Source organism: Burkholderia cepacia (assembly GCF_029962485.1).
In the GTDB taxonomy this organism is placed as follows: Bacteria; Pseudomonadota; Gammaproteobacteria; order Burkholderiales; family Burkholderiaceae; genus Burkholderia.
The window spans coordinates 276,532-299,834 of the sequence record NZ_CP073637.1 but is presented as its reverse complement, the minus strand read 5'-3'; the positions used below and the strand labels follow the sequence as shown (position 1 = coordinate 299,834).

Below are 23,303 nucleotides of genomic sequence, written 5' to 3'. Positions count from 1 at the left end.
CCAATCTTGGAAGAAGCAGTAATTTTTGAGTTGTGTGTATCACACACGAGAATCCAACTTGTCGCTTGGATCTTGCGGCCAGTGCTTGCGCACGGCGCCGATCTACAAGGCAGACTTGTTATAGGATCAAGCCTTACGGGCAATTAGTATCAGTTAGCTGAACGCATTACTGCGCTTACACACCTGACCTATCAACGTCCTGGTCTCGAACGACCCTTCAAGGGGATCTAGTCCCCAGGGATATCTCATCTTAAGGCGAGTTTCCCGCTTAGATGCTTTCAGCGGTTATCTCTTCCGAACATAGCTACCCGGCGATGCCACTGGCGTGACAACCGGTACACCAGAGGTTCGTCCACTCCGGTCCTCTCGTACTAGGAGCAGCCCCCTTCAAATATCCAACGCCCACGGCAGATAGGGACCAAACTGTCTCACGACGTTTTAAACCCAGCTCACGTACCTCTTTAAATGGCGAACAGCCATACCCTTGGGACCGGCTACAGCCCCAGGATGAGATGAGCCGACATCGAGGTGCCAAACACCGCCGTCGATATGAACTCTTGGGCGGTATCAGCCTGTTATCCCCAGAGTACCTTTTATCCGTTGAGCGATGGCCCTTCCATACAGAACCACCGGATCACTATGACCTGCTTTCGCACCTGCTCGACTTGTCGGTCTCGCAGTTAAGCACGCTTATGCCATTGCACTATCAGCACGATTTCCGACCGTACCTAGCGTACCTTCGTACTCCTCCGTTACGCTTTGGGAGGAGACCGCCCCAGTCAAACTGCCTACCATGCACTGTCCCCGACCCGGATCACGGGCCAAGGTTAGAACCTCAAACAAACCAGGGTGGTATTTCAAGGACGGCTCCACCGAAACTAGCGTTCCGGTTTCATAGCCTCCCACCTATCCTACACAGATCGGTTCAAAGTCCAATGCAAAGCTACAGTAAAGGTTCATGGGGTCTTTCCGTCTAGCCGCGGGTAGATTGCATCATCACAAACACTTCAACTTCGCTGAGTCTCGGGAGGAGACAGTGTGGCCATCGTTACGCCATTCGTGCAGGTCGGAACTTACCCGACAAGGAATTTCGCTACCTTAGGACCGTTATAGTTACGGCCGCCGTTTACCGGGACTTCAATCAAGAGCTTGCACCCCATCATTTAATCTTCCGGCACCGGGCAGGCGTCACACCCTATACGTCCACTTTCGTGTTTGCAGAGTGCTGTGTTTTTATTAAACAGTCGCAGCCACCAGTTTATTGCAACCCCTTCACCCTCTGCCCGCAGGGGCATCAAGCTACAAGGGCGTACCTTATCCCGAAGTTACGGTACCAATTTGCCGAGTTCCTTCTCCCGAGTTCTCTCAAGCGCCTTAGAATACTCATCTCGCCCACCTGTGTCGGTTTGCGGTACGGTCATCGTTAGACTGAAGCTTAGAGGCTTTTCTTGGAACCACTTCCAATTGCTTCGCTCCCTAAGGAGCTCGCGCCACACCCTTGAATTACGCCCCGGATTTGCCTAAGCGCCTTCTCCAATGCAGCGACCGGGACTTCCAACACCCGGACAACCTTCCGCGATCCGTCCCCCCATCGCATCTAACAATGGTGCAGGAATATTGACCTGCTTCCCATCAGCTACGCATTTCTGCCTCGCCTTAGGGGCCGACTCACCCTACGCCGATGAACGTTGCGTAGGAAACCTTGGGCTTACGGCGAGGGGGCCTTTCACCCCCTTTATCGCTACTCATGTCAGCATTCGCACTTCCGATACCTCCAGCACGCTTTTCAACGCACCTTCGCAGGCTTACGGAACGCTCTCCTACCATGCGTGCAAAGCACGCATCCGCAGCTTCGGTATATAGCTTAGCCCCGTTACATCTTCCGCGCAGGACGACTCGATCAGTGAGCTATTACGCTTTCTTTAAAGGGTGGCTGCTTCTAAGCCAACCTCCTGACTGTTTTAGCCTTCCCACTTCGTTTCCCACTTAGCTATATTTGGGGACCTTAGCTGGCGGTCTGGGTTGTTTCCCTCTTGACACCGGACGTTAGCACCCGATGTCTGTCTCCCGTGATTGCACTCTTCGGTATTCGGAGTTTGCTATGGCGGGGTAATCTGCAATAGACCCCCCAACCATGACAGTGCTCTACCCCCGAAGGTGAGACACGAGGCACTACCTAAATAGTTTTCGGAGAGAACCAGCTATTTCCAAGTTTGTTTAGCCTTTCACCCCTATCCACAGCTCATCCCCTAACTTTTCAACGTTAGTGGGTTCGGACCTCCAGTACGTGTTACCGCACCTTCATCCTGGCCATGGATAGATCACTTGGTTTCGGGTCTACGCCCAGCAACTGAACGCCCTATTCGGACTCGCTTTCGCTACGCCTGCCCTATACGGTTAAGCTTGCTACTGAACGTAAGTCGCTGACCCATTATACAAAAGGTACGCCGTCACCCCTTACGAGGCTCCGACTGTTTGTATGCATGCGGTTTCAGGATCTATTTCACTCCCCTCCCGGGGTTCTTTTCGCCTTTCCCTCACGGTACTGGTTCACTATCGGTCGATCACGAGTATTTAGCCTTGGAGGATGGTCCCCCCATCTTCAGACAGGATTTCACGTGTCCCGCCCTACTTGTCGTACACTTAGTTCTTTCATACTGTTTTCGCTTACGGGGCTATCACCCGCTATGGCCGCACTTTCCAGAGCGTTCAGCTAACAATACAAATAAAGAGTACAAGGCTCATCCCATTTCGCTCGCCACTACTTTGGGAATCTCGGTTGATTTCTTTTCCTGCGGTTACTTAGATGTTTCAGTTCACCGCGTTCGCTTCACATGGCCTATGTATTCAGCCATGGATACTCCAAAAGGAGTGGGTTTCCCCATTCGGACATCTACGGATCAAAGCTTGTTTGCCAGCTCCCCGTAGCTTTTCGCAGGCTACCGCGTCCTTCATCGCCTGTGATCGCCAAGGCATCCACCACATGCACTTGTTCGCTTGACCCTATAACGAGTCTGTCTCATCGACAGTCGCTACAGGTTGAGTTCTCGCGTTGTGCCGTATTCCAATTGAGTCAAACATAGAGTTCGAATCATCTTGAGATACATCGATACAATCACAACCCGGATAGTTTTCACGTCCATCTCAAGACGCTTCCGCTATCCAAATTACTTACTTCTTCCAGATTGTTAAAGAACGACAGCCGATATCTGTTGATATCCTCTGACTGGCTCAATCGCCAATGACAAAGATTCGACCCAAGTCGAACGCTTGTCATTGAAGATTGGTGGAGGCAGACGGGATCGAACCGACGACCCCCTGCTTGCAAAGCAGGTGCTCTCCCAGCTGAGCTATGCCCCCATGAGTACAGATTTCCTCAGGTGTTACCGCCAGACAATGGTGGGTCTGGTTGGATTCGAACCAACGACCCCCGCCTTATCAAGACGGTGCTCTAACCGACTGAGCTACAGACCCCTGAGTCTGTCTTTAATTTACAGCCGATAAGCGTGAGCGCTCAACTTTGCGAGAAGCTCTGGAAAGGAGGTGATCCAGCCGCACCTTCCGATACGGCTACCTTGTTACGACTTCACCCCAGTCATGAATCCTACCGTGGTGACCGTCCTCCTTGCGGTTAGACTAGCCACTTCTGGTAAAACCCACTCCCATGGTGTGACGGGCGGTGTGTACAAGACCCGGGAACGTATTCACCGCGGCATGCTGATCCGCGATTACTAGCGATTCCAGCTTCATGCACTCGAGTTGCAGAGTGCAATCCGGACTACGATCGGTTTTCTGGGATTAGCTCCCCCTCGCGGGTTGGCAACCCTCTGTTCCGACCATTGTATGACGTGTGAAGCCCTACCCATAAGGGCCATGAGGACTTGACGTCATCCCCACCTTCCTCCGGTTTGTCACCGGCAGTCTCCTTAGAGTGCTCTTGCGTAGCAACTAAGGACAAGGGTTGCGCTCGTTGCGGGACTTAACCCAACATCTCACGACACGAGCTGACGACAGCCATGCAGCACCTGTGCGCCGGTTCTCTTTCGAGCACTCCCACCTCTCAGCGGGATTCCGACCATGTCAAGGGTAGGTAAGGTTTTTCGCGTTGCATCGAATTAATCCACATCATCCACCGCTTGTGCGGGTCCCCGTCAATTCCTTTGAGTTTTAATCTTGCGACCGTACTCCCCAGGCGGTCAACTTCACGCGTTAGCTACGTTACTAAGGAAATGAATCCCCAACAACTAGTTGACATCGTTTAGGGCGTGGACTACCAGGGTATCTAATCCTGTTTGCTCCCCACGCTTTCGTGCATGAGCGTCAGTATTGGCCCAGGGGGCTGCCTTCGCCATCGGTATTCCTCCACATCTCTACGCATTTCACTGCTACACGTGGAATTCTACCCCCCTCTGCCATACTCTAGCCTGCCAGTCACCAATGCAGTTCCCAGGTTGAGCCCGGGGATTTCACATCGGTCTTAGCAAACCGCCTGCGCACGCTTTACGCCCAGTAATTCCGATTAACGCTCGCACCCTACGTATTACCGCGGCTGCTGGCACGTAGTTAGCCGGTGCTTATTCTTCCGGTACCGTCATCCCCCGACCGTATTAGGGCCAAGGATTTCTTTCCGGACAAAAGTGCTTTACAACCCGAAGGCCTTCTTCACACACGCGGCATTGCTGGATCAGGCTTTCGCCCATTGTCCAAAATTCCCCACTGCTGCCTCCCGTAGGAGTCTGGGCCGTGTCTCAGTCCCAGTGTGGCTGGTCGTCCTCTCAGACCAGCTACTGATCGTCGCCTTGGTAGGCCTTTACCCCACCAACTAGCTAATCAGCCATCGGCCAACCCTATAGCGCGAGGCCCGAAGGTCCCCCGCTTTCATCCATAGATCGTATGCGGTATTAATCCGGCTTTCGCCGGGCTATCCCCCACTACAGGACATGTTCCGATGTATTACTCACCCGTTCGCCACTCGCCACCAGGTGCAAGCACCCGTGCTGCCGTTCGACTTGCATGTGTAAGGCATGCCGCCAGCGTTCAATCTGAGCCAGGATCAAACTCTTCAGTTTAAACCTGTTACTGTTTTCGGTTCAGTTAAGAACCGGTCGCTCACTCAAAGCTGACAGGAATATGAATTGCTTCATAAACCTGACTTACTTTAGTGTGAGACTCTTGATACTTTCGCTATCTGATCCGAGGATCAGCTCGCTTCCATCAAGCGCCCACACTTATCGGCTGTTAATTTTTAAAGAGCAATCTGCGAGGAACTTCGTGTTTCCCGGCAGCGCTGCGTTTTCAGCAGCAGAGAAGCGAGATTATGAACCGTGTTTCGCAGTTCGTCAACAACTTTTTTACTACATCGTTGCGACTGCGGGGCTCAACTTCCTGCACCGCCGAGGCCCGTACCACCTGCCTCAACAGCACCGCTTCCCTTCCTCCCGCGCCGCGTTTCCGTTAGCGCGAAAGAGGCGTGATTCTATGCATCTGCCCCGATCTCCGCAAGCCCCTTTGTGAAAAAAGTTTGAAAAAGCCCTCGTGCGCTGACGCGCACGAGAGCTTTGGGCTCGACGGATGACCTGACGCCGCTGACCTCCACGCCGCCGGCAACGCTTCCCTCTATATATAGAGAGGCATCACTTGCCACTCGCCGCAGCCTGCAACTGCTCAACCGGCACCGCGTCGGCCATCGCCGTATAGCCGGCGTCGCTCGGGTGAATACCGTCGCCGCTATCGTATCGGCGCTGCAGCACGCTCGGACGCGCCGGATCGCGCAGCACCGCGTCGAAGTCGACCACGCCGTCGAAGCCGCCGCCACTCCGGATCCACCGGTTCACCTCGAGCCGGATCGCTTCGCGGCCGGGCGGCAACGCAGCCGGCGTGAGCGTCGCGCCGTATACCTTCACGCCCTGGCGGTGCGCCGCCTCGATCAGCCGGCGATAACCGTCGATCAGCGACGCGGCCGTGACCTGCGTATGCGGGTTGTCGCAATCGAGCCCCGCGCGCGGCGGCATCGCCGCGAAGTTGATGTCGTTGATGCCGATCAGCACGACCGCCACCTTCACGCCCGCACGCGACAGCGCATCGCGTTCGAACCGTGACGCCAGCGACGTGCCGTAGCACGCGGAATCGCTGAGCAGCCGGTTCCCGCTGATACCCAGATTCACGACGCCGACCGAATCGGCTCCCGACGCCGTCAGCCGGCGCGCGAGCGCGTCGGGCCAGCGGCGGTTCCGGTTCACGCTGGAGCGCAGCCCGTCGGTGATCGAGTCGCCGATCGCAGCGACACTGGCGTGCGCGGTACCGGCTTCGACAGCCAGTTCGGACACCCATGCGTATTGCGTAAAGCGAGTGCGGAACGCGGCGGCGCCCGGATCGCTCACGTGGTCGCCCGGTACGGACACATAGTTGAACTGGTTCGACACGCGGTGCCAGACCGTCATCCGCTGGTTCGGCCCCATCTGGAGACTGATCGCATAAGGCTGCGCGGCCATCACGTCGATGGCCGCCGGATCGCTTTCGAGCTCCTGGCCCGGCGCGAGCGTCACCGATGACTTGCCGCCGAACCGGACCGGCACGACCGCGCCGCCGGCAAGCACCGCGCCCTCACCGGCACGCGCGAGGCTCGCGGCCTCGACGACCAGCGGCGCGCGGCCGTAGGCATTGCTGACGCGAATCCGCGCGGCGCGCCCCGACACCGTCGGATACACGATCTGGCGCACGGTCCGCCCGGCCACGTCGGGCGCGCGGTAAAGCGGCGGCGGCGCGGCAAGATCGGGAATCGGCTGCAGCGCGGTTGCCCACGCGGCAACCCATCCGGCCGGCGCGGCCGACGCCACGAGCGGCGACACGAAAACGGCCGCACCCAACATGGCCGCGGCGAAACTGCTTCGGAATGACATCGGCAAAATCCTCATCGGAAAGCGGGCATTGTGCCGCAGAAGGCGCGAGACTCACGTGCGGGACCGCGCTTGCGCCGCCCGATCGCGCCCCGACGTCCCTCGTTTACCCGAGTCTCGCCGCAAATCCACAAGAAATTTATTAACCGACCGGTCGGTTGGTTTATACTTCGCACACATTCAACCGGACGAGAATCTCGCCATGTACACGCAATCCCTCGACATCCCCGGCAACGTCGCGCCGCTCGACGCCGCAGCCGAGTCGCCCGAGCAGGCGCGGTTCGACGCGGTGATGGCAGCCGACGGCAAGATCGAACCACAGGACTGGATGCCCGACGCCTATCGCAAGACGCTGGTGCGCCAGATCTCACAGCACGCGCATTCGGAAGTCGTCGGCATGCTGCCGGAAGGCAACTGGATCTCGCGCGCGCCGAGCCTGAAGCGCAAGGCGATCCTGCTCGCGAAGGTCCAGGACGAAGCCGGCCACGGCCTCTATCTGTATAGCGCGGCCGAAACGCTTGGCGTGTCGCGCGATTCGCTGATCGACGCACTGCACGCCGGCAAGGCGAAATATTCGAGCATCTTCAACTATCCGACGCCGACCTGGGCCGATGTCGGCGTGATCGGCTGGCTTGTCGACGGCGCCGCGATCATGAACCAGATCCCGCTGTGCCGCTGCACGTACGGCCCGTACGCACGCGCGATGATCCGCGTGTGCAAGGAAGAGTCGTTCCACCAGCGCCAGGGTTTCGATGCGCTGCTGTCGATGATGAAGGGTACCGACGCGCAGCGCGCGATGGTCCAGCAGGCCGTGGACCGCTGGTGGTGGCCGGTGCTGATGATGTTCGGCCCGAGCGACGCCGATTCGGTCCACAGCAGCCAGTCCGCGAAATGGGGCATCAAGCGGATCTCGAACGACGACCTGCGCCAGAAATTCGTCGACGCGACGGTCGACCAGGCGAAGGTGCTCGGCGTGACGCTGCCCGACCCCGACCTGAAATGGAACGAAGCGCGCGGCCATCACGACTACGGCACGATCGACTGGGACGAATTCTGGCGCGTGGTCAACGGCGACGGCCCGTGCAACAAGGAACGCCTCGCGACCCGCGTGAAAGCACACGACGACGGCGCCTGGGTACGTGAAGCCGCGCTCGCGCACGAAGCGAAGCGCCAGGCCCGCGCCGAACAGCACGCCGCCTGAGCGGCAACACTCGAATTCAGGAATCAGGAGAAAGTGATGAACAAGGAATGGCCGATCTGGGAAGTGTTCGTGCGCAGCAAGCAGGGCCTCGACCACAAGCATTGCGGCAGCCTGCACGCCGCCGACGCGACGATGGCGCTGCGCATGGCGCGCGACGTCTACACGCGCCGTCAGGAAGGCGTGAGCATCTGGGTGGTGCCGTCGTCGGCGATCACCGCGTCGGACCCGAGCGAAAAGGCCGAACTGTTCGAGCCGGCGGGCGACAAGATCTACCGCCACCCGACGTTCTACACGCTGCCCGACGAAGTCAACCACATGTAACGCCCGCGCCATGACGATCACGCCCGAACACCTCTCCTACGTGCTGCGCCTCGCGGACAACGCGCTGATCCTCGGTCAGCGCAACGCCGAATGGTGCGGCCACGGCCCGATCCTCGAGGAAGACATCGCGCTCACCAACATGAGCCTCGACCTCATCGGCCAGTCGCGCATGCTGTATACGCACGCGGCCGAGCTCGAGCGCCAGCTCAACGGCGCGACGAAGACCGAGGACGACTACGCGTACTTCCGCACCGAGCGCGAATTCGCGAACTTCACGCTCGCCGAGCTGCCGCACTACGGCCCGGTCTCCGGCACCGCGCACGCCGACAAGGACTACGCGGTGACAATCGTGCGCAACTTCCTGTACGCGGCGCTGATGCTGCACGTATGGAGCGCGCTGGAAACGTCGACCGACCCGCAGCTCGCCGCAATCGCCGCGAAATCGGTGAAGGAAACCCGCTATCACGTACAGCACGCACGCGAATGGCTCGTGCGCCTCGGCGACGGTACCGACGCATCGCACCGCCGCGCGCAGGATGCGCTCGACTACCTGATGCCGTACACGCGCGAATTCTTCGCGGCCGATGCGATCGACGACGCGATCGCCGCCCTTGGCATCGGCCCGGCACCGGCCGCGATCGAAGCCGCGTGGCGCGCTGACGTAGACGATGCGCTCGTCGAGGCGACGCTCGCACTGCCGGCGCCCGTGAAGCACGTGACGACCGGCAAGCAGGGCGAGCACTCGGAGCACATGGGCTACCTGCTCGCCGAAATGCAGAGCCTCGCGCGCCAGCATCCCGGCGCGACCTGGTAACCGGCCAACGCCACGGAGCCCGACGATGTCCGTCCAGACCGCTGCCCCTGCCCACGCCGCACCCGCCGTGCGCCACGACGATCCGCTGCTCGCCCGTGCGTGGGACGTGCTGGAAGCCGTGCCCGATCCGGAGATCCCGGTCGTGTCGATCCGCGAGCTCGGCATCCTGCGCGACGTCCGCCGCGCGGACGACGGCCAGCTCGAAGTCGTGATCACGCCGACCTACTCGGGCTGCCCGGCCATGTCGCAGATCGCCGAGGACATCGCCGCCGCGCTGCAGGCCGCCGAACTGCCGCCGCACCGGATCGAGACGGTGCTCGCGCCCGCCTGGACGACCGACTGGATCACGGAGGAAGCGCGCGACAAGCTTCGCGCGTACGGCATCGCGCCGCCGGTCGGCCAGTGCGGCAGCGCCGCACCGCGGGAAAACGTCGTGCGTTTCGTGCCGCGGCCGGTCGCGGCGCCCACCTGCCCGCGCTGCGGCTCCGCCCGCACCGAGCGTCTCGCGCAATTCGCGTCCACGGCCTGCAAGGCGCTGTATCGCTGCGTCGACTGCCGCGAACCCTTCGACTACTTCAAACCCTATTAAATATGGCGACCCCGCAATTTCATCCGCTGCGTATCCGCGACGTGCGGCCAGAGACCGCCGACGCCGTGACCGTCTCCTTCGACGTGCCGCCCGAGCTACGCGACGCGTACCGCTTCACGCAGGGCCAGTTCGTCACGCTGAAGACCCACATCGACGGCGAGGAAACGCGCCGCTCGTATTCGATCTGCGTCGGCACGACGGACTACGACCGTGACGGCGAACTGCGCATCGGCATCAAGCGCGTGCGCGGCGGCCGCTTCTCGAACTTCGCGTTCGACTCGCTGAAGGCTGGCCACACGATCGACGTGATGACGCCGGACGGCCGCTTCTTCACGCACCTGAACGCCGATCACGGCAAGCAGTACGTCGCGTTTTCCGGCGGCTCGGGGATCACGCCGGTGCTCGCGATCGTGAAGACGACGCTCGAACTCGAGCCCCGCAGCACGTTCACGCTGATCTACGGGAACCGCAGCGTCGACGCGATCATGTTCGCGGAGGAGCTCGAGGACCTGAAGAACCGCTACATGAACCGCTTCGTCCTGTATCACGTGCTATCGGACGACCTGCAGGACGTCGAGCTGTTCAACGGCGTGCTCGACCAGGCGAAATGCGCGGAATTCCTCGATACGCTGACGCCGGCCGATGCGATCGACGAAGCGTTCATCTGCGGCCCCGCGCCGATGATGGACGCCGCCGAAGCCGCGCTGAAGGCGGCCGGCGTGCCGCAGGCGAAGGTGCATGTCGAGCGCTTCGGCACGCCGCTGCCGCAAGCCGGCGCACCGGTCGTCGAGATCACCGACCAGACACCGGCCGCCGACCTCGAAATCGTGCTCGACGGCAAGAAACGCAAGCTGCGCCTGCCGTACCAGGGCGTGAGCCTGCTCGACGTCGGCCTGCGCGCGGGCCTCGCGCTGCCGTACGCGTGCAAGGGCGGCGTGTGCTGCACGTGCCGCGCGAAGGTGATCGAGGGCGAGGTGCGGATGGAGAAGAACTACACGCTCGAGGAGCATGAAGTGAAAGACGGCTTCGTGCTCACGTGCCAGTGCCACCCGATCAGCGACAAGGTCGTCGTGAGCTACGACGAGCGTTGAGCGGCGTTGCGTCGCGCCGCCGAACGGTTTCTCGCCGTCACACATCTCGCTTACACTAGGGGCCGCCGGCCGGCTGGACATCGCAATGTCCGCCCGGCCGGCGGTTTTCTTTTGTTGACGACAGGCCGATGAGTACCATTCATGTGATTCAGGGCGGCACCGCCGCCGCGTCGCTGCGCGAGGCACTCGCGCAAGCCGGACGCGACGAGCGCGTCGTCGGATTGCTCGACGATCTCGGCGTCGGACCGCTCAAGGGCGCCGACGAGACGCCCGACACGCGCGCCGCCTTCTGGCACCACGTGCTCGGCGACCAGATCCCCGACTGGAACGCGGAAATCGAGGATGAATTCGCTCGTCTCGACCAGCTCGCGATGGAGTCGGGCCAGGTGGTCGTGTGGCACGCGCCGAGCGTCGGCGACAAGCTGCTGCTGCGCCGCGTCGCCTACCACCTGCGCAACGTACCGCAGCGCCTGAACGAGGTACGGCTGTCGGCCGCCGATTTCGACTCGACGCAACGCGCGGCGCTGTCGCGCACCGACCAGGCCTGCTCGACCGGGATGTTCTCGCCCGCGGAACTGGCGCGCAAACGCCCGGTGGCCGCGCCGATCTCGGTGCTGCGCATCGGCCGCCTCGCACTCGAATGGCAGGAGGCGAAACACCTGAACGCCGAACTGCGCTACTGGGTCAGCAACACGATCAAGAGCGGCCACTACGCCGATCTCGACGCGCTGATCGTCTCGCGCGCGGAAGCCGACTGGCTGCCCGCACGACGCCTCGTCGGCAGCATCATGGCTGCCGCCGACCGCGGCGGGCTGTTCGTCAGCGATTCGATCGCCTGGTGGCGCTGCCGCGAACTCGCGGCCGCCGGCCGGCTCGAGCTGCAGGACGACGCGCCCGACGCCCTCTCTTCCACGCAGGTGCGCACGGCCCGCGCGGCTCTCGCGCACCGCTAATCTTCCGCATTCGACCATGGCCCGTACCCGAGCGCCCGACCACGAATCCCAGCGCGAACAGATCCTCGATCTGGCCGCCGAGAAATTCGCGCAGACGAGCTACCCGAGCACGTCGATGTCCGATCTCGCGACCGCGAGCGGCACGTCGAAGGCACGCCTCTATCACTATTACGAGAGCAAGGAAGCGATCCTGTTCGACCTGCTCGACCGCTACACCAAACGGCTGATGCTGATCATCGCCGAGGTGGAAGGTGCGAGCCAGCGGCACGGCCTCAGCGAGCGCGACGCGTTCGCCGAACTCGTGCGCGCATTCCTCGCCGAGTACGAGACGTCGCACAGCCGGCACGTCGCGCTGCTCAACGACGTGAAGTATCTCGAGGATGCGCAGCGCGAAATCGTGCTCGACCGCCAGCGCGACATCGTCGCGGCGTTCACGCGCCAGCTCGCCCGCGCGTACCCGGACCGCATCTCGAAGGAAAACCAGACATCGGTGACGATGATGGTATTCGGGATGATCAACTGGACGTTCACGTGGCTGAAGCCGGGCGGCCGCCTCGGCTATCGCGACTTCGCCGAACAGGTGATCGACCTGATCGAACGCGGGCTGTCGACGGCAGCCTGATTGCCGCGCAGCAGCATGCGTTGCGTGACGGGGACACTGCGACCGCCCGTCGCTCATTTCATATGACGAATTTTAAATCCGTTAAAAATCATATAGATACAGAATTAACTAAGCGGATTTAGAATTTCCCCTCGGCACAAATAACGTCAAATACGGGTTTTCCCCAACCCCGTCGGGTAAAATGCTGTTGCATTGCACAACCCGTTTGTGCAGCCACACACTGAGGAACCCACGATGAACACGCAATTCAACGGCCCTGCCGAAGTCGTCGGCACGGTCGGTAGTGCGCCGGTTCTCGTCAGGGAACTGGCTTCCAAAGACCGTGAGCAGATGCTCACCCACTTTCTCTCGCTCGACGAAGAGGATCGCCTGCTGCGCTTCGGCCAGATGGTGCCCGACCACGTGATCGAGAACTATGTCCGCACGATCGACTTCGGTCGCGACACCGTGTTCGGCGTGTTCGACCACGACCTCGAACTGATCGGCGTCGGCCACCTGGCCTATCTGCCGGCCGAGGGCGACAAGCGCACGGCCGAATTCGGCGTGTCGGTGCTCGAAAGCGCACGCGGCCGCGGCGTCGGCTCGAAGTTGTTCGAGCGCGCGGCGATCCGCAGCCGCAACACGCGCGTGACGATGCTGTACATGCATTGCCTGTCGCGTAACGCGACGATGATGCACATCGCGAAGAAGTCCGGGATGCGGATCGAGTACGCGTACGGCGAAGCCGATGCGTACCTGTCGCTGCCGCCGGCCGACCACTCGACGATCATCGCCGAGATGCTGCAGGAACAGGCCGCCGTGTTCGACTACGCGATGAAGCGCCAGGCGCACCGCACGACGAAGTTCATCGCATCGCTGATGCCCGCCGCACTGACGGCATGACATCGGCCAGCCGGGCCGCGTCCTTGGCGCGCCCGGCCGCCCTCCTTCCCCTCCCCGCTAGCGCACCGAGCGAATCGGCAACGCCGTCGTCTCCTTGAAGCATTCGAGCGAGAAGCTCGTCTTCACGTCGATCACCGACGGGTGATGCAGCAAATGCTCCTGCACGAAGCGGGAGAAATGCGCCATGTCCTCGACCTGCACGCGTAGCAGGTAATCCATGTCCCCGGTCATCGCGTGGCACGCGACCACTTCCGGCCAGGTCTGCACGGCCGCGCGGAACAGCTCCGCATGGGTCGCGCCCGCGCGCGCCGACGTCTCGTCGACCCGTACCGGCGCCAAGCCGCCGCGCTTCTCGAGCCGCACGCTCACATACGCGAGCAGGTCGAGCCCGAGTTTCTGCGGGTTCAGCAGCGCGACATAGCCGGTGATCACGCCGATCTCCTCGAGCCTCCGGATCCGCCGCAGGCACGGGCTCGGCGACAGGTTCACGCGCTCGGCGATCTCCTGGTTCGACAAGCGCCCGTTCTCCTGAAGAATCGCGAGAATCCGCCGATCGATGGCATCCAATTCGGCTTGCGCCATCTTCTGCCCTCCAATGATTATTTCAAGACTGGAAATTGCGCCATCGTAGGGGCCGGCGATTAAGTTCGCAAGTTTTCGCTCGCGGTCGCCCGCTACACTCTGTCGCATGTACCGATTCGCCGCACACACCCACGCGTGTGCGCCTTCGACATCGAACAGGCCAGGCAGGCGCACGTCGCCCCGGCCGATCGCCCCGCACAGGAGACACGACATGCAGATCCCCAACTGGGACAACCCCGTCGGCACCGACGGCTTCGAATTCATCGAATACACGGCACCGGACCCGAAAGCGCTCGGACAACTGTTCGAACGGATGGGTTTCACCGCGATCGCGCGCCACCGCCACAAGGACGTGACGGTGTACCGCCAGGGCGACATCAACTTCATCATCAACGCCGAACCCGATTCGTTCGCGCAACGCTTCGCGCGCCTGCACGGCCCGTCGATCTGCGCGATCGCATTCCGCGTGCAGGATGCCGCGAAGGCCTACAAGCACGCGCTCGACCTCGGCGCCTGGGGCTTCGACAACAAGACGGGCCCGATGGAGCTGAACATCCCGGCGATCAAGGGCATCGGCGATTCGCTGATCTACTTCGTCGACCGCTGGCGCGGCAAGAACGGCGCGCAACCGGGCGCGATCGGCGACATCAGCATCTATGACGTCGACTTCGAGCCGATCGCCGGCGCGAACCCGAACCCGGTCGGCCACGGCCTCACGTACATCGACCACCTGACGCACAACGTGCACCGCGGCCGCATGCAGGAATGGGCCGAGTTCTACGAGCGCCTGTTCAACTTCCGCGAAGTGCGCTACTTCGACATCGAAGGCAAGGTGACGGGCGTGAAGTCGAAGGCGATGACGTCGCCGTGCGGCAAGATTCGCATCCCGATCAACGAGGAAGGCTCGGAAACGGCCGGCCAGATCCAGGAATACCTCGACGCGTATCACGGCGAAGGGATCCAGCACATCGCGCTCGGCGCGAGCGATATCTACCAGGCGGTCGACGGCCTGCGCAGCAAGGAAGTGACGCTGCTCGACACGATCGACACGTATTACGAACTGGTCGACCGCCGCGTGCCGAACCACGGCGAATCGCTGGACGAACTGAAGAAGCGCAAGATCCTGATCGACGGCGCACGCGACGACCTGCTGCTGCAGATCTTCACCGAGAACCAGATCGGGCCGATCTTCTTCGAGATCATCCAGCGCAAGGGCAACCAGGGCTTCGGCGAAGGCAACTTCAAGGCGCTGTTCGAATCGATCGAACTCGACCAGATCCGCCGCGGCGTCGTGCAGGACAAGGCCTGACGCATCCGGCAAGCGGCCGCCGCCGGCAACCGGCCGGCCGCACGATCCGGCAGCACAAAGAAAAAGGGCGGGAATCCAAGGATTCCCGCCCTTTTTTCATTCCGGCGCGGCCTGCCGGCCGCGCGACCGGATCAACGCGCGTTCGCCTTCGACTCGACGGCACGCTCGGCCGACGGCTGCGCGACGGCGTCCTGGGCCGGCACGATCTGTTGCATCTGTGCGCCGGCTGCCGCCAGTGCGCTCGCGCCTCGCGCGTGCACCGGGCCGGTCATCGAGAAAAACGCGGCGGACACGATCAGGAAACTCTGGATATGACGTGTGTTCATTGCACCTCCTGTAAAACTGCCGGCGCCTCCCCGGTTGCATCGAAACGAATCAACGCGACCGGGCACCTCCGGCAGGCCGACAAGATTAACGGCACTTGCCCGCAGATGGACGCGGCTTTACATGCTTTTACATGATGTAACGCATCATCACGCCCTTTTTTCTGATGCACCGCCGCAATTCCACCCGCATTCCAACCGATGGCCGGCGGGTTTGCCCCAGTGCTACCATCGCTTAAAACCGGCGAACATGCCGGCCACTGCCGACGCGTCCACAAGACGCCCGACGCAGTCGAGTTTTGGTGATCCCAAACTGGGTGGAGGAGACTGTTAATGAATGCCCCGCTAGACGCAGGCCAACGCGCGTCGCTAGAAGCCGCGCTGAAGTCCGTCACGCTTGATGACAAATACACACTGGAACGCGGTCGCGCGTACATGAGCGGCATTCAGGCCCTCGTACGCCTGCCGATGCTCCAGCAGGAACGCGACCGCGCCGCCGGTCTCAATACGGCCGGCTTCATCTCCGGCTACCGCGGCTCGCCGCTTGGCGGCCTCGATCTGTCGCTCTGGAAAGCCAAGCAGCACCTGGCGGCCCACCAGATCGTCTTCCAGCCCGGCCTCAACGAAGATCTCGCCGCCACCGCCGTGTGGGGCTCGCAGCAGGTGAACCTGTACCCCGGCGCGAAGCACGACGGCGTGTTCGGCATGTGGTACGGCAAGGGCCCGGGCGTCGACCGCACCGGCGACGTCTTCAAGCACGCGAACTCGGCCGGCTCGTCGCAGCACGGCGGCGTGCTGGTGCTCGCCGGCGACGACCATGCGGCGAAATCGTCGACGCTCGCGCACCAGTCCGAACACATCTTCAAGGCCTGCGGGCTGCCCGTGCTGTTCCCGTCCAACGTGCAGGAATATCTCGATTTCGGCTTGCACGGCTGGGCGATGAGCCGCTATTCGGGCCTGTGGGTCGCGCTCAAGTGTGTGACGGACGTCGTCGAATCGTCGGCGTCGGTCGACATCGACCCGCATCGCACCGAGATCGTGCTGCCGACCGACTTCATCGTGCCGGAAGGCGGCCTGAACATCCGCTGGCCCGACCCGCCGCTCGTGCAGGAAGCGCGGCTGCTCGACTACAAGTGGTACGCGGCGCTCGCCTATGTGCGTGCGAACAAGCTCGACCGGATCGAGATCGATTCGCCGAGCGCGCGCTTCGGGATCATGACGGGCGGCAAGGCGTACCTCGACGTGCGCCAGGCGCTGACCGACCTCGGCCTCGACGACGAAACCTGCGCGCGGATCGGCATCCGGCTCTACAAGGTCGGTTGCGTGTGGCCGCTCGAAGCGCAGGGCGCGCAGGCATTCGCGCGCGGCCTCGATGAAATCCTCGTCGTCGAGGAAAAGCGCCAGATCCTCGAATACGCGATCAAGGAAGAACTGTACAACTGGCCGGACGGCCAGCGGCCGCGCGTGTTCGGCAAGTTCGACGAGAAAGACGGCGCCGGCGGCGAATGGTCGGTGCCGATGGGCAACTGGCTGCTGCCCGCGCACTACGAGCTGTCGCCCGCGATCATCGCGAAGGCGATCGCGACGCGCCTCGAGAAGTTCGAGCTGCCGTCCGACGTGCGTGCGCGCATCGCCGCGCGGCTCGCGGTGATCAACGCGAAGGAAATGGCACTCGCGAAGCCGCACGTGCAGACCGAGCGCAAGCCGTGGTTCTGCTCGGGCTGCCCGCACAACACGTCGACCAACGTGCCGGAAGGCTCGCGTGCAATCGCCGGCATCGGCTGCCACTACATGACCGTGTGGATGGACCGCAGCACGAGCACCTTCAGCCAGATGGGCGGCGAAGGCGTGCCGTGGATCGGCCAGGCGCCGTTCACGGACGAGAAGCACGTATTCGCGAACCTCGGCGACGGCACCTACTTCCACTCGGGCCTGCTGGCCGTTCGCGCGGCGATCTCGTCGAAGGCGAACATCACCTACAAGATCCTCTACAACGACGCGGTCGCGATGACGGGCGGCCAGCCGGTCGACGGCGTGCTGACGGTGCCGCAGATCACGCATCAGCTCGCGTCCGAAGGCGCGAAGAAGATCGTGATCGTCACCGACGAGCCGGAGAAGTACGACAGCCAGAAGGCGCTGCTCGCGCCGGGCGTGCCGATCCATCACCGCGACCAGCTCGACGACGTGCAGCGCGAGCTGCGCGAGATCGAAGGCACGACGATCCTCATCTACGACCAGACCTGCGCGACCGAGAAACGCCGCCGCCGCAAGCGCGGCACGTATCCGGATCCGGCCAAGCGTGTGGTGATCAACGACGCGGTATGCGAAGGCTGCGGCGACTGCTCGGTGCAGTCGAACTGCCTGTCGGTCGAGCCGCTGGAAACCGAATTCGGCACGAAGCGCCAGATCAACCAGTCGAGCTGCAACAAGGACTTCTCGTGCGTGAAGGGCTTCTGCCCGAGCTTCGTCACGGTCGAAGGCGGCCAGCTGAAGAAGCCGAAGGCCGTGTCGGTCGACGGCAACGCGCTGCCGCCGATCCCTGAACCGACGCTGCCGGACATCGACCGCGCATATGGTGTGCTCGTCACGGGCGTCGGCGGCACGGGCGTCGTCACGATCGGCGCGCTGCTCGGGATGGCCGCACACCTGGAAAACAAGGGCGTGACCGTGCTCGACGTCACCGGCCTCGCGCAGAAAGGCGGCGCCGTGATGAGCCACGTGCAGATCTCGCACGCGCCGACCGACATCCACGCAACGCGGATCGCGATGGGCGAAGCCGACCTCGTGATCGGCTGCGACGCGATCGTCACGGCCGGCGACGAGTGCACGTCGCGGATGCGGCACGACACGACGCGCGTGGTCGTCAACAGCGCGCAGACGCCGACCGCCGAGTTCATCAAGAACCCGAACTGGGCGTTCCCCGGCTTGTCCGCCGAAAACGACATCCGCGCGGCGGCAGGTGAAGCCGTCGATTTCATCGACGCGAACCGCTTCGCGGTCGCGCTGCTCGGCGACGCGATCTACACGAACCCGTTCGTGCTCGGCTACGCGTGGCAGAAAGGCTGGCTGCCGCTCACGCTCGCGTCGCTCGTCCGCGCGATCGAGCTGAATGCGGTGTCGGTCGAGAAGAACCGCGCGGCATTCGACTGGGGCCGCCGCGCCGCCTACGACCTGGCCAGCGTGAAGCAGGCCGCGGCCGGCGATGCACGCCCCGCGCAAGGCGCCACGGTGATCGCGCTGCACACGAAGAAGGCGGTCGATGCGTTGATCGCGAAGCGCGTGGAATTCCTCACCGCGTACCAGAACGCCGCGTACGCATCGCGCTATGCAGCCTTCGTCGACAAGGTGCGCGCCGCCGAGCGCGCGCTGGCGGACGGCGACACGGTGCAGGAGCAGCTGACCGAAGCGGTCGCGCGCAACCTGTTCAAGCTGATGGCGTACAAGGACGAATACGAGGTCGCGCGGCTGCAGTCCGACCCCGCGTTCCTCGCCCGCCTGACCGCGCAGTTCGAAGGTGACTGGAAGCTGAAATTCCACCTCGCGCCGCCGCTGTTCGCGAAGACGGACGCCCACGGCCATCTCGTGAAGAAGGCATACGGCCCGTGGATGATGTCGGCGTTCCGGCTGCTCGCCAAGGCGAAGTTCCTGCGCGGCACGGGGCTCGACCCGTTCGGCCGCACCGAAGAGCGTCGCACCGAGCGCGCGCTGATCGGCGAGTACGAAGCGCTGATCGACGAGGTGATGGCCAAGCTGAACGCGGCCAACCGCCCGCTCGCGCTCGAACTCGCGGCGCTGCCGGACGGCATTCGCGGCTACGGCCACGTGAAGGAGAACAACCTGCGCGCGGTACGCCAGAAGTGGAACACGCTGCTGACGAAGTGGCGCTCGCCGGCAGGCGGCCAGTCGCACCAGCAGGTCGCGTAACGAAACGTGGCCGGGCAGGCGAGGCGTTCGCGTTCAGGACGCCCCGCCCGCACCGCCCGTGGTGGTTCATGCGAAAAAAAACGCCACGGAACGCAGGTTCCGTGGCGTTTTTCATTGCGCCGCGCGTTGAGCGCGGCGCACGCGGGCGTGGACTTACTTCGTGTTCACATTCGCGGCGGCAACAGCCGTCATGTTGATGATCCGGCGCACGGTCGCGGCCGGCGTCAGGATGTGGACCGGCTTGGCTGCGCCGAGCAGGAACGGGCCGACCGTCACGCCTTCACCGCCGACCATCTTCAGCAGGTTGTACGCGATGTTCGCCGCTTCGACGTTCGGCATGATCAGCAGGTTTGCTTCGCCCGACAGCGTCGTGCCCGGGAACGCCTGCTTGCGGATCAGTTCCGACAGCGCTGCGTCACCGTGCATTTCACCGTCGACTTCCAAGTTCGGCGCACGTTCGACGATCAGCTTGCGGGCTTCGGCCATCCGGCGCGACGACGCCGACGGCGCGCTGCCGAAGTTCGAGTTCGACAGCAGCGCGGCCTTCGGCGCGATGCCGAAGCGCTCGATCTCGGCCGCGGCCTGGATCGTCATGTCGGCGAGCTGCTCGGCGCTCGGCAGTTCGTTCACGTACGTGTCGCACACGAACAGGTTGCGGCCCGGCAGCATCAGCAGGTTCATCGCGGCGAAGTGCTCGGCGCCCTTCGCACGGCCCAGCACCTGCTCGATGAACTTCAGGTGGCTGTGGAACGTGTCGATCATGCCGCAGATCATCCCGTCCGCGTCGCCCAGGTGCACGAGCATCGCGCCGATCAGCGTGTTGAACTTGCGCATCGCGGCCTTCGCGACTTCCGGCGTGACACCGTCGCGCGCACCGATTTCCTGATACGCCTGCCAGTAGCGGTGGTAGCGCGCATCGTCTTCCGGATCGACGATTTCGAAATCGACGCCGGCCTTCAGCTTCGAGCCGATCTTCGCAAGGCGCATGTCGACGACCGACGGACGGCCGACGATGATCGGCTTGGCGATCTTTTCCTGCAGCACGAATTGCGCGGCGCGCAGCACGCGCTCGTCCTCGCCCTCGGCGAACACGATGCGGGCCTGCTTCTGCTTCGCGGTCGCGAACACCGGGCGCATCACCATGCCCGTGCGGTAGACGGTTGCGCCGAGCTGCTCGCGGTACGCGTCCATGTCCTGGATCGGACGCGTGGCGACGCCCGAATCCATCGCGGCTTGCGCCACGGCCGGCGCGATCTTGATGATCAGGCGCGGGTCGAACGGCTTCGGAATCAGGTAGTCCGGCCCGAATTCGAGCGAGTGGCCTTCATACGCCTTCGCGACCTCCTCGCTCTGGTCGGTTTCCTCGGCCAGCTCGGCGATCGCGCGCACGCACGCGAGCTTCATTTCTTCCGTGATCGTCGTCGCGCCGACGTCGAGCGCGCCGCGGAAGATGAACGGGAAGCACAGGACGTTGTTGACCTGGTTCGGGTAGTCCGAACGGCCGGTCGCGACGATCGCGTCCGGGCGCACGGCCTTCGCGTCTTCCGGGCGGATTTCCGGTTCCGGGTTCGCGAGCGCCAGGATCAGCGGGCGGTCGCCCATCGTCTTGACCATGTCCTGCTTCAGCACGCCCGCGCTCGAGCAGCCGAGGAACACGTCCGCGCCGACGATCGCGTCGGCGAGCGTGCGCGCGTCGGTGGTCGCCGCATAGCGCTGCTTCGACGGATCGAGGTTGCCGCGCCCTTCGTAGATCACGCCCTTCGAATCGGTGACGAGGATGTTCGACTTCGTCAGGCCGAGGTTCACCAGCAGGTCCAGACACGCGATGGCCGCGGCGCCGGCGCCCGAGCACACGAGCTTCACTTCGGACAGCTTCTTGCCGACGACCTTCAGGCCGTTCAGGATCGCGGCCGACGCGATGATCGCGGTGCCGTGCTGGTCATCGTGGAAGACGGGGATCTTCATGCGCTCGCGCAGCTTCTGCTCGATGTAGAAGCACTCCGGCGCCTTGATGTCCTCGAGGTTGATGCCGCCGAGCGTCGGCTCGAGCATCGCGATCGCCTCGACGAGCTTGTCCGGATCGGTCTCCGACAGTTCGATGTCGAACACGTCGATGCCCGCGAATTTCTTGAACAGGCAGCCCTTGCCTTCCATCACCGGCTTCGACGCGAGCGGGCCGATGTTGCCGAGGCCGAGCACCGCCGTGCCGTTCGTCACGACGCCGACGAGGTTGCCGCGCGACGTGTACTTCTGCGCGTCGAGCGGCTCTTCGAAGATCGCCATGCACGCCGCGGCGACGCCCGGCGAATACGCGAGCGACAGATCGAGCTGGTTCGACAGCGGCTTGGTCGGGGTGACCGAAATCTTGCCGGGTTTCGGATTCTGGTGATAAGCGAGAGCGGCCTGCTTCAGTTGTTCGTCCATGATTGACCTGCGAGAGACATGCGAAATATTGACGGCTCAGTACACAGCACCTTCAGCCGCGTCTGCTTGAATCGAGGGGATGGTCGACTGCGAGACGGCACGCGACGCGCCGGGTCGGCACGCCATCGAACCTTGGCGGGTGGCAAGAGGAAAGTACAAAGTACTGAACGATTTCTAAGGGTCGCCTAGTGTACACCCCCTAAATGACCTCCGTTGGTGCAGCGCCGCATCCCTGGCATCAGCGTCGGGGTGGTCGGGCCCCGTTTGTTTCGCCGGTGGTGAGCGGGGGCGCGAACCTGCGCGAATTCCGCCGAAAACCGGCCTGAATCGGGTAAAATGTCGGGCTACGCGCGCAGCGATGCGATTGGTTCTCCGATCGCGCCCCGGCCCCCAGGGCAGGTTCCCCTTGCTGCGCCACCGGGCCCGCGCCCGCTCCTCGCTCAACACCCAAGGAATGCCCATGACAGGCTACGATCGTCAGTCGATCTCGGATACGACCGCCAAAATCCTGCTCGAAGTGCAGGCGGTGCACTTCAACGCCGAAAAACCGTTCATCTTCACGTCCGGCTGGGCAAGCCCCGTCTATATCGACTGCCGCAAACTGATCTCGTACCCGCGCGTGCGCCGGGCGCTGATGGAAATGGCGGAAACGACGATCACGCGCGACATCGGCTTCGAACAGATCGACGCGGTGGCGGGCGGCGAGACGGCCGGTATCCCGTTCGCGGCCTGGATCGCGGACCGGATGATGGTGCCGATGCAGTACGTGCGCAAAAAGCCGAAGGGTTTCGGCCGCAATGCGCAGATCGAAGGCCATCTGGAAGAAGGCTCGCGCGTGCTGCTGGTGGAAGACCTGACGACCGACAGCCGCAGCAAGATCAACTTCGTCAACGCGCTGCGCACCGCGGGCGCGACGGTGAACCACTGCTTCGTGCTGTTCCACTACAACATCTTCAAGGAAAGCGTGTCGGTCCTGAAGGACATCGACGTCGACCTGCATGCGCTGGCGACGTGGTGGGACGTGCTGCGCGTCGCGAAGGCGTCGGGCTACTTCGAGACGAAGACGCTCGACGAAGTCGAGAAATTCCTGCACGCGCCGGCCGAGTGGTCGGCTGCGCACGGCGGCGCCACGGCCCCGAAGGAATGACGCCGCGCCGGCATGCATGCCGGCGTCCTGGCTGAAAAAACCGCCCGCTCGATCGCGGGCGGTTTTTTTTCGTCCGCCGATCCGCACGATGACCGATCGCAATCGCGGGTTGCGGCATGCGTCGCTCATCGAACCCTAATGCTAGACTTGAACCGTCGCCGCCCTCAGCTGCGCGGGCAACGCACAACGCCAACAACGCCGGGAGCATCGGCCCGGCCCACGTGA

General features: G+C 62.9%; 15 protein-coding genes, 2 tRNA genes and 2 rRNA genes. 11 read left to right on the top strand and 8 right to left on the bottom strand.

Annotated features, from left to right (window positions below; genetic code table 11):
* Positions 1-122: 122 nt before the first annotated feature.
* The 5 genes from KEC55_RS01300 to KEC55_RS01280 all read right to left on the bottom strand — a co-directional run bounded on the left by KEC55_RS01300 (position 123) and on the right by KEC55_RS01280 (position 6,899).
* Positions 123-3,003, bottom strand: a 23S ribosomal RNA gene (locus KEC55_RS01300).
* A gap of 281 nt (positions 3,004-3,284) precedes the next feature.
* Positions 3,285-3,360: transfer RNA gene (locus KEC55_RS01295), tRNA-Ala, on the bottom strand.
* A gap of 37 nt (positions 3,361-3,397) precedes the next feature.
* Positions 3,398-3,474 (bottom strand) — tRNA-Ile (locus tag KEC55_RS01290).
* A gap of 62 nt (positions 3,475-3,536) precedes the next feature.
* Positions 3,537-5,069: ribosomal RNA gene (locus KEC55_RS01285) — 16S ribosomal RNA — on the bottom strand.
* The 16S and 23S rRNA genes sit together here with 2 tRNA genes alongside, the layout of an rRNA operon.
* 564 nt (positions 5,070-5,633) lie before the next feature.
* The gene (locus KEC55_RS01280; RefSeq protein WP_282506422.1) at positions 5,634-6,899 is read right to left on the bottom strand and encodes an SGNH/GDSL hydrolase family protein; all 1,266 of its coding nucleotides are present in this window, start codon (positions 6,897-6,899) and stop codon (positions 5,634-5,636) included.
* 199 nt (positions 6,900-7,098) lie between these two features.
* On the opposite strand from KEC55_RS01280, the gene paaA reads away from it, so the two are divergent.
* The 8 genes from paaA (at position 7,099) to KEC55_RS01240 (ending at position 13,369) form a co-directional block, all read left to right on the top strand.
* Positions 7,099-8,097 carry a 1,2-phenylacetyl-CoA epoxidase subunit PaaA gene (gene paaA, locus KEC55_RS01275; RefSeq protein ID WP_176048840.1) on the top strand — a complete coding sequence of 333 codons (999 nt, stop codon included), beginning with the start codon at positions 7,099-7,101 and terminating at the stop codon, positions 8,095-8,097.
* Between the two features lie 36 nt (positions 8,098-8,133).
* Entirely contained in the window at positions 8,134-8,418 is a 285-nt protein-coding gene (gene paaB / locus KEC55_RS01270; protein ID WP_006482881.1) for a 1,2-phenylacetyl-CoA epoxidase subunit PaaB, read from the top strand.
* A 10-nt stretch (positions 8,419-8,428) separates the two neighbouring features.
* Positions 8,429-9,232 (top strand): 1,2-phenylacetyl-CoA epoxidase subunit PaaC, encoded by an 804-nt coding sequence (paaC, locus tag KEC55_RS01265; RefSeq protein ID WP_282506421.1) that lies wholly within the window; start codon positions 8,429-8,431, stop codon positions 9,230-9,232.
* Between the two features lie 25 nt (positions 9,233-9,257).
* Positions 9,258-9,821, top strand: coding sequence for a 1,2-phenylacetyl-CoA epoxidase subunit PaaD (gene paaD / locus KEC55_RS01260; protein ID WP_282506420.1), 564 nt, complete (start codon positions 9,258-9,260; stop codon positions 9,819-9,821).
* A gap of 2 nt (positions 9,822-9,823) precedes the next feature.
* Complete coding sequence (gene paaE / locus KEC55_RS01255) at positions 9,824-10,912, top strand: 1,2-phenylacetyl-CoA epoxidase subunit PaaE (protein WP_282506419.1); 1,089 nt, start codon at positions 9,824-9,826, stop codon at positions 10,910-10,912.
* A 128-nt stretch (positions 10,913-11,040) separates the two neighbouring features.
* Entirely contained in the window at positions 11,041-11,865 is an 825-nt protein-coding gene (locus KEC55_RS01250) for a DUF1835 domain-containing protein (RefSeq protein WP_282506418.1), read from the top strand.
* Positions 11,866-11,881: 16 nt separating this feature from the next.
* On the top strand, positions 11,882-12,487 hold the full coding sequence (locus tag KEC55_RS01245; RefSeq protein WP_282506417.1) for a TetR/AcrR family transcriptional regulator: 606 nt from the start codon (positions 11,882-11,884) through the stop codon (positions 12,485-12,487).
* 234 nt (positions 12,488-12,721) lie between these two features.
* Positions 12,722-13,369, top strand: a complete 648-nt coding sequence (locus KEC55_RS01240; protein ID WP_282506416.1) for a GNAT family N-acetyltransferase — start codon at positions 12,722-12,724, stop codon at positions 13,367-13,369.
* Positions 13,370-13,426: 57 nt separating this feature from the next.
* On the opposite strand, the gene KEC55_RS01235 is transcribed toward KEC55_RS01240, so the two are convergent.
* Positions 13,427-13,951 (bottom strand): Lrp/AsnC family transcriptional regulator, encoded by a 525-nt coding sequence (locus KEC55_RS01235; RefSeq protein ID WP_059528294.1) that lies wholly within the window; start codon positions 13,949-13,951, stop codon positions 13,427-13,429.
* Between the two features lie 211 nt (positions 13,952-14,162).
* Here KEC55_RS01235 and hppD point away from each other — a divergent pair, with 211 nt between their 5' ends.
* Complete coding sequence (hppD, locus tag KEC55_RS01230; protein ID WP_176048851.1) at positions 14,163-15,260, top strand: 4-hydroxyphenylpyruvate dioxygenase; 1,098 nt, start codon at positions 14,163-14,165, stop codon at positions 15,258-15,260.
* A gap of 131 nt (positions 15,261-15,391) precedes the next feature.
* Here the strand turns inward: hppD and KEC55_RS01225 are convergent, their stop codons facing one another.
* On the bottom strand, positions 15,392-15,586 hold the full coding sequence (locus KEC55_RS01225; RefSeq protein WP_046547411.1) for a hypothetical protein: 195 nt from the start codon (positions 15,584-15,586) through the stop codon (positions 15,392-15,394).
* Positions 15,587-15,916: 330 nt separating this feature from the next.
* Between KEC55_RS01225 and KEC55_RS01220 the strand changes: the two genes are divergently transcribed.
* Entirely contained in the window at positions 15,917-19,507 is a 3,591-nt protein-coding gene (locus tag KEC55_RS01220; RefSeq protein WP_282506415.1) for an indolepyruvate ferredoxin oxidoreductase family protein, read from the top strand.
* 153 nt (positions 19,508-19,660) lie between these two features.
* On the opposite strand, the gene KEC55_RS01215 is transcribed toward KEC55_RS01220, so the two are convergent.
* Complete coding sequence (locus KEC55_RS01215; RefSeq protein WP_282506414.1) at positions 19,661-21,931, bottom strand: NADP-dependent malic enzyme; 2,271 nt, start codon at positions 21,929-21,931, stop codon at positions 19,661-19,663.
* Positions 21,932-22,391: 460 nt separating this feature from the next.
* Here KEC55_RS01215 and KEC55_RS01210 point away from each other — a divergent pair, with 460 nt between their 5' ends.
* Positions 22,392-23,078: an orotate phosphoribosyltransferase gene (locus KEC55_RS01210; RefSeq protein WP_006482887.1), complete on the top strand. Its 687-nt coding sequence runs from the start codon at positions 22,392-22,394 to the stop codon at positions 23,076-23,078.
* Positions 23,079-23,303: the final 225 nt, after the last annotated feature.

Excerpts from the sequence above, each read along its gene's own strand:
- KEC55_RS01280 (WP_282506422.1), bottom strand. The coding sequence starts at position 6,899 with ATGTCATTCCGAAGCAGTTTCGCCGCGGCCATGTTGGGTGCGGCCGTT.
- paaA (WP_176048840.1), top strand. The coding sequence starts at position 7,099 with ATGTACACGCAATCCCTCGACATCCCCGGCAACGTCGCGCCGCTCGAC.
- paaB (WP_006482881.1), top strand. The coding sequence starts at position 8,134 with ATGAACAAGGAATGGCCGATCTGGGAAGTGTTCGTGCGCAGCAAGCAG.
- paaC (WP_282506421.1), top strand. The coding sequence starts at position 8,429 with ATGACGATCACGCCCGAACACCTCTCCTACGTGCTGCGCCTCGCGGAC.
- paaD (WP_282506420.1), top strand. The coding sequence starts at position 9,258 with ATGTCCGTCCAGACCGCTGCCCCTGCCCACGCCGCACCCGCCGTGCGC.
- paaE (WP_282506419.1), top strand. The coding sequence starts at position 9,824 with ATGGCGACCCCGCAATTTCATCCGCTGCGTATCCGCGACGTGCGGCCA.
- KEC55_RS01250 (WP_282506418.1), top strand. The coding sequence starts at position 11,041 with ATGAGTACCATTCATGTGATTCAGGGCGGCACCGCCGCCGCGTCGCTG.
- KEC55_RS01245 (WP_282506417.1), top strand. The coding sequence starts at position 11,882 with ATGGCCCGTACCCGAGCGCCCGACCACGAATCCCAGCGCGAACAGATC.
- KEC55_RS01240 (WP_282506416.1), top strand. The coding sequence starts at position 12,722 with ATGAACACGCAATTCAACGGCCCTGCCGAAGTCGTCGGCACGGTCGGT.
- KEC55_RS01235 (WP_059528294.1), bottom strand. The coding sequence starts at position 13,951 with ATGGCGCAAGCCGAATTGGATGCCATCGATCGGCGGATTCTCGCGATT.
- hppD (WP_176048851.1), top strand. The coding sequence starts at position 14,163 with ATGCAGATCCCCAACTGGGACAACCCCGTCGGCACCGACGGCTTCGAA.
- KEC55_RS01225 (WP_046547411.1), bottom strand. The coding sequence starts at position 15,586 with ATGAACACACGTCATATCCAGAGTTTCCTGATCGTGTCCGCCGCGTTT.
- KEC55_RS01220 (WP_282506415.1), top strand. The coding sequence starts at position 15,917 with ATGAATGCCCCGCTAGACGCAGGCCAACGCGCGTCGCTAGAAGCCGCG.
- KEC55_RS01215 (WP_282506414.1), bottom strand. The coding sequence starts at position 21,931 with ATGGACGAACAACTGAAGCAGGCCGCTCTCGCTTATCACCAGAATCCG.
- KEC55_RS01210 (WP_006482887.1), top strand. The coding sequence starts at position 22,392 with ATGACAGGCTACGATCGTCAGTCGATCTCGGATACGACCGCCAAAATC.